The following is a 5,727-nucleotide window of genomic DNA, read 5'->3' as shown; positions in this document are numbered from 1 at the left end:
CGGGGCGGCAACGGCAGCGGCACCACCAGGGGCGGCAACGGCAGCGGCACCACCAGGGGCGGCAACGGCACCGAGACCCCGCCGACCGTGAACCACATCGAGGTGACGGAGTTCCGAAAGACCGGGCCGTCCACGGCCACGGTGAAGCTGACCATCACCACGGACGGCACCGGACCACTGTCCCTCACGGTCAGCTGGTTCTCGGGCAGGGTCCAGGGCGAGCCGGGGCCGCCCGACGGGGCGCCGCAGTCGTACCCACTCAACGGAAAAACCACCTACGAGGGCACCATCAAACATGACTTCCAGACCCCCACCCCATACGCATGCGGCATATGGTTCTGGACGGTCCAGGCGAAGACCGATCCCGCGAGCGCCGACGGCGTCGCGTCCCAGGAGATCAGCGTCGATAAGGGGCCGTGTGTGCGATGATCCCACCCGACGACCGTGCCCCCGAGGAGCCCTGCCGCAGCCTGGGCGGCCCTTCCGCCGCCGAGTACAGCGCGACGGAGCTGGCCAGCCACTGGGTCACCGGCCCGGAGCGCGAGGAGCCGGCCACACCGACACCGGGCGAGCTGGCCGCGACGGTGCTGGACGAGGCGGCCACGACGACGCCCGAGCGGGTGGAGGGCACGGTCCTGCGCTTCGGCCCCGGTGTCACGGCGGCGACGGCCCGCCGTAAACACAGCAGGCTGGCCGTCACACCCCCGCCCGTCCCACGCAGCGACCTGCGCCGCCACACGCTCCCGGCGCTGGTCTTCCTCTGCGTCCTCGCCTTCCTGGCGTGGCAGCGGCTCGGCCCCTCGGTGGAAGTACTCGACGTGTCCGTCACCGCCCGCCCAGCAAAGCTGAACTGCGGCGAGACGGCGCAGATCCTTGCCCGGGTCACGACGAACGGCAGCCCGGGCACCGTCACCTACCGCTGGTTCCGCAGCGACGGCAAGTCCTCGGGCGTCCTGCGTGAACGCCTGCCCCTCGGCCAACGTCACGCCACCCTCAGCCTCCTCTGGACTTTCAAAGGCAAGGGCCACCGCCCCGGCCGAGCGGAACTCCGCGTCCTCACGCCGTCGATGCACACGGCGGTCAGGAGGCTGACCTACGACTGCCGATGACGTCGCGGTGGCCTGCCGAAGTGGCCACCGCAGCGCGCATGTCCGTTCGCCGTAGCTATACGAGAACAGAGCCTTCCCTGGTGGCATCCCCGAGGACCGCCAGAAGCAGGCCGACTACGAGATGGACGTCATGTTGGAAGTCGTCGTGGACGGCCTTCCGTGCCTTCGCTTCGCGTCACCGCGTCCTGAGCGCCGTCACCGGCACGATCATTCTCGGTCTGCTCAGCGGTGTCTGCCGCGTCCTTGGTGAGGACGTCGCCGAGCAGATCCTGACCTGGATCAGCCAGCGCTGAGCCGCACAGCGGCAGACCCCCCAGGGGAACGAGATGAACGATGCGCGCAGCCGATTCCTTGAAAACGATCATCTAGGACGTCACGTGCTGGACGGGGCGCGGCGCACCACGGGGTTTGAGGGTGCCGACGACTGCGCCCGTCGCGCCGCCCAGCGCCCACCCGGCAAGCACGTCGGTCGTCCAGTGCACACCGAGGTACACCAGTGCCAGGCCCGTCACCAGGTTCGCCGCTACCACGGCGGCGGCCGCCGCCCGTCGCCGGCCCCGGCTCGACCACCGCACCGCGAAAAGGGCAGCGACGGTGAGCCCGGCCACCAGGGCGGCATCGGTGGACGGCATGGAGTACCCGCCCGCCTGAACCAGAGCCAGGCCGGAGTCCGGCCGCGGTCGGGCGATGAGATGCTTCAGCAGAAGCGAGGCCACCACCGAGAACAGCGCCGCGGCGCCCGCCGCCGCGATCACCGGCCGGGCCGCGCGCACGACCGCCACCACGAGCAGCGCGGCCAGGAGCGCGAGGCCCAGGAAGACAACACTGAGTCCGAGGTTCATCAACCCCTTCGCCAGGCTGGTCCAGTGGGCACTCCGGTGCGCGACGAGCCACCGCAGGACATGCCGGTCCGCCGCAGTAACGGGAGCGAACACCGCCGTCATGCCGTCATCCTCTCAGGTGATCACCTCGCGACGGCACTCTATGCGAGGAGCGATGATCTGCTGAAGGAGCGTCGAACCTGGCGCCCTGGCGACCAGCCGTGAGGATCGCGCCGCAGCTCACGGACGCCGAGCTGGTCACTCTTGCGATGACGCAGGCCATACTCGGTGTCACCTCCGAAACCAGGTGGCTCCGGTAGGCCGCGGCCCACCTGCGGCACCCCTTCTCGTACTTGCCGCAGCAACCCGGCTACAACAAGCGGCTGCGAAAGTCCGCCGGCCTGCTCCGCCGGGTCACCCAGCAACTCCGTGATCACCAGGACCCGTGCCCGTCCTGTTGCCGGTGTCCCCCCACCGCGCCTATCCGCACGCCTCCTATTTGATCTTGCGATGGTGTGGGCGCCGGGTCAGCAGCCGGCGAAGCTCCACCTGCAGGACCAGGAGCCGAACATCATGTGGTTTCCTCTGGATTGACGGGGGCCAGCAGGCCATCGCCCGGCCACCAAGCGCACCCGGCTTCCGCCCAGGCCAGTTGCCTGCCGACCTCGGCGAGGACCTCGATGCGGTCGGCCGGCCCGTACACCTGATACCGCCCGGCCGCCGGGTCATAGGCACGCACCTGGCTGTGGGGGCCGGAGCACACCAGGGCACGGGCGATGTCCGGCAGGCCCAGGCTGAGGGCATCGCATTCCTGATCACCGATGAGCTGAAGCAAGTCCGCCGTGACCGCCTCCCAGTCGCCGACCTCCGGCCAGAGCGCACCGCCGCCCAGTTCGTGGGTGAGCGTTGCCAGCGGCACGATCTCACCCGACCGGCGCCCGCGGGTGAGGCGATCGTAGATGCGCGCGCCGTCGGGCTGTCGTACGCGCGGGTGCAGCAGGGAGGCTGCGGCGACGAGCGAGGTGTTGATCTCCTGGGCGCCGACCGGGTGATACGCCTCGTGGGCGAACAGCAGATACACCCCGCAGGTGGACTGCTCGGGACCGTGCTGGGGCATGTGGGCTTCCTCCCTCGTCGACGGGATGGGGGTCGTGTGCGCGGCTGAGGGCTCGGCCTGTCGGCGGGGCACGGGCGGATAGGGGCCCAGCGGGTGCTGTGCGCCGAGCCGGTCTTGTCGGCTGGACCGCGCGTCGCCCTGTGCAGGCGTGGCGATCTGCCCTGCCTGGATGGCGAGTTGCAGCATCAGCCGCTCAGCGGCGATGAGCTCGCTGGAGGCCGAGCGGGTGTCGCGGCGCTGGAGCAGGTCGGCTGTGTCGAACAGCTGATGGTGGCCGATCTCGATGGCGCGCCGCAGCTCGCGAGCGTTGCTGCGGGCGGCAGCCTGGACGAGGCCTGCGTACAGGGCGGCAAGGCGCTGCAGACAGTGGCAGGCCGCCTCTGCCTCGACGATCCGGACGTGTCCGCTCGTGCGGACATCAAGCCGGTCGAGCAGATGCTTCATGAGCAGCGGGGTCAAGGCGGCCGTCGGCAGCACGATGCTGAGGGGCGCGCCATGGGTGAGCGCGAGGGTGGCCGCGGCCAGGCTGAGGGCCAGGGCGACGGCTGTGGCGGTCCGTACGGTCACCGAGCCGAGGCGGATACGGCGTCCGGGACGCCGGGCCAGCCAGCCCAGGGCGAGGTGCTGGGCGCGGGTTGCGATCGGGGTGAAGACGGCGATCCGGTGCGGCCGTTCGGGCAGGCTTCCGTCGGCCGGCACAGTCCAGTCCACCCACCCCCACCCGGTTCGTTCCCGGATCAGGACCGGTTCGCAGCCGGTCGTGCACGGCGCCTCGGGGCAGACGTGCCCGCCGCGCACAGCGCGGGAGCGTTCTCTCTCCCAGCGCTGCGGCTGCTGCCCGAAGGGACTCAGCCGCCGAGCGATCCGGGGCGCCGGCGGTGTGCAGTCGGTCATGGGGTGATCCCTTCCAGAGGGCTGATCGATGCGGTGGCGCAGGTGGTGCAGCGGCCGTCGCCGTCGGGGCGGGCGCGCCGGGGGGTTGGTCCCGGGCAGGTGCGGCACAGCGGCCAGCCGAGGCAGGCCGGGCAGAGGCCTTGGCCGGGTGCGGTGTGGGGAGCACCGCAGCCGGCGCACTCGGCGAGCGCCCGGTGGGTCAGGGCCTCGGTCACGGTGCGGGCGGCAGACATGGTGGACGAGAGCGAGGTCACCGGCCCCGCGGGCGGCGCGTCCTCGGGGGGCGCTGCACGGTGATGGCTGATGAAGGTGTCGGGTGGCGGGTAGGCCTGGGCGGCGCGCAGGCGGGCGGCGATGACCGCCCTGACCGAGGTACGCACCGGGTTCGGCAGGGGCCGGCCGGTGATGACGTGGCGCAGCTGCTCCGGGCTCCAGCCGGCCTCCATCATCACGGTGACCACGCGGCCCTGATCAGTCAGCGCCTGCTCGGTCAGCAGCAGTTCGGGACGGCTCGCTGCGATCTCGAGCAGCAGCCGGATCCCCGGATGCAACTCGTCCGCCGGGAACGCGGCCGACGAGGGCGCTGGTGTCTGCGGCTGCTCCGTCCCTGCGAGCGTCCGCGCGACGTCGCCGCGGCCGCACGGACGGAGGGCTCTGGTGTTCTGGTGATTGGTCTTCTTTGGGTTGGTGTTCTTAGGGGGCCGATGAACCGACGTCGGGCTGTCCACCGGTGGAAAACCCGACATCGGCTGCGGCCTGCTGTGGTGCAGGCCGGGCAGGTCGGTGATGACGTACGCGACCGCGCCGAGGGTGCCATCCGGGTTGCGCTCGCGTTCCCTGCGCAGGAAGCCGTGCTGCTCCAGCTCCCTGAGCCCGCTCTTCACGGCCGCCTCGCCGTCGCGGCCGCGGCGCGCCAGGTCGGTGACGGTCATCCGCCAGCCGTCCCGGTGCGTGCTGATCAGTCCGAACAAGCCCTTCGCCTTGAAGGACAGCCTGCCGTCGCGCAACAGGCCGTTGGCGATCTGGGTGAACTCATCCGCCGCCATCACCCCGCGCCGGATCCCTGCCCCCCGGCTGCGCCCCGCCTCGCCGTCCGGGACGGTGGCGAACGCCATACCGGCCGCCTGCATAAGGTCGGCGTCCGTGGCCGCCGGTCGGTCCGTGATCGAGTAGGCGATCTCGCCGAGCGTTCCGTTGTCGTGCCTCAGCTGCTCGCGAACGAGGTAGCCGTACTTCTGCAGTTCGCTCAGGCCGGCGCGTACGGCGTCCCGCCCGTCGGACCCCGCTCTCACCAGGTCGGCGACCGTCACCCGCCAGCCGGTCCGATGGGAACTGATGCAGCCGAAGATCCCTTTCGCCTTGAACGAGAGCCGGGAGTCGCGGAAGAGCCCGTTGGCGATCTGGGTGAACCGGTCCCCCGCCATCACCCCACGACGGACCCCCGCCCCCAAGCGGCTCATCGCCATCCACCCCGCGCCAAGCCGCTGACGCCTTGCTGCGCGTCCGCGGGCTCGACGGGAGCGGGGTTGCCGGGTGAGTAGAGGTGCGCGAGATCCATGCCGTCAGCCCATCCAGCGCCCCCGACCACGCCGGCGGCCATAACCCCCGACCATCGGTCACGATCCGGCGACATGCGCACTGGTCTGCCGTGGGGGGGGGGGGGGGGGGGGGGGGCCCCCCCCCCCCCCCCCCGGGGGGGGGGGGGGGGGGGCCGGGTGCCCCGTTAAACCCGCCCCCCCCCACCCCCCCCCGGCCGGGGGGCGGCCCCGGGGGGGGGGGGTGGCCC

The 5,727-nt window shown here is 71.6% G+C and carries 5 protein-coding genes and 1 pseudogene; 2 read left to right on the top strand and 4 right to left on the bottom strand.

Annotated elements, in window-relative coordinates:
• Together ACFYX0_RS37620 and ACFYX0_RS37615 are read left to right on the top strand one after the other, a co-directional pair.
• Window positions 1–429, top strand: a pseudogene (locus ACFYX0_RS37620) (hypothetical protein); the annotation flags it as partial.
• The gene (locus tag ACFYX0_RS37615) at window positions 426–1,109 is read left to right on the top strand and encodes a hypothetical protein (protein WP_388977724.1); all 684 of its coding nucleotides are present in this window, start codon (window positions 426–428) and stop codon (window positions 1,107–1,109) included. The pseudogene ACFYX0_RS37620 and the gene ACFYX0_RS37615, both read left to right, overlap by 4 nt.
• A gap of 128 nt (window positions 1,110–1,237) precedes the next feature.
• On the opposite strand, the gene ACFYX0_RS37610 is transcribed toward ACFYX0_RS37615, so the two are convergent.
• The 4 genes from ACFYX0_RS37610 to ACFYX0_RS37595 form a co-directional block, all read right to left on the bottom strand.
• Window positions 1,238–1,474 (bottom strand): hypothetical protein, encoded by a 237-nt coding sequence (locus tag ACFYX0_RS37610; RefSeq protein WP_355924801.1) that lies wholly within the window; start codon window positions 1,472–1,474, stop codon window positions 1,238–1,240.
• On the bottom strand, window positions 1,475–2,053 hold the full coding sequence (locus ACFYX0_RS37605) for a phosphatase PAP2 family protein (protein WP_388977721.1): 579 nt from the start codon (window positions 2,051–2,053) through the stop codon (window positions 1,475–1,477).
• A gap of 448 nt (window positions 2,054–2,501) precedes the next feature.
• Complete coding sequence (locus ACFYX0_RS37600; RefSeq protein ID WP_388977718.1) at window positions 2,502–3,758, bottom strand: hypothetical protein; 1,257 nt, start codon at window positions 3,756–3,758, stop codon at window positions 2,502–2,504.
• Window positions 3,759–3,937: 179 nt separating this feature from the next.
• A complete protein-coding gene (locus ACFYX0_RS37595) occupies window positions 3,938–5,401 on the bottom strand; it encodes a hypothetical protein (protein ID WP_388977715.1) in 1,464 nt (487 codons plus the stop codon).
• Window positions 5,402–5,727: the final 326 nt, after the last annotated feature.

This window comes from Streptomyces sp. NPDC002573, from assembly GCF_042889625.1.
GTDB lineage: Bacteria > Actinomycetota > Actinomycetes > Streptomycetales > Streptomycetaceae > Streptomyces > Streptomyces gibsoniae.
The sequence above is the reverse complement of the archived record's forward strand: the minus strand, read 5'-3'. Positions and strand labels throughout refer to the sequence as shown.

What these genes read in the sequence shown, in the direction of transcription:
- ACFYX0_RS37615 (WP_388977724.1), top strand. Translation starts at nt 426, where the DNA reads ATGATCCCACCCGACGACCGTGCCCCCGAGGAGCCCTGCCGCAGCCTG.
- ACFYX0_RS37610 (WP_355924801.1), bottom strand. Translation starts at nt 1,474, where the DNA reads ATGATCGTTTTCAAGGAATCGGCTGCGCGCATCGTTCATCTCGTTCCC.
- ACFYX0_RS37605 (WP_388977721.1), bottom strand. Translation starts at nt 2,053, where the DNA reads ATGACGGCGGTGTTCGCTCCCGTTACTGCGGCGGACCGGCATGTCCTG.
- ACFYX0_RS37595 (WP_388977715.1), bottom strand. Translation starts at nt 5,401, where the DNA reads ATGAGCCGCTTGGGGGCGGGGGTCCGTCGTGGGGTGATGGCGGGGGAC.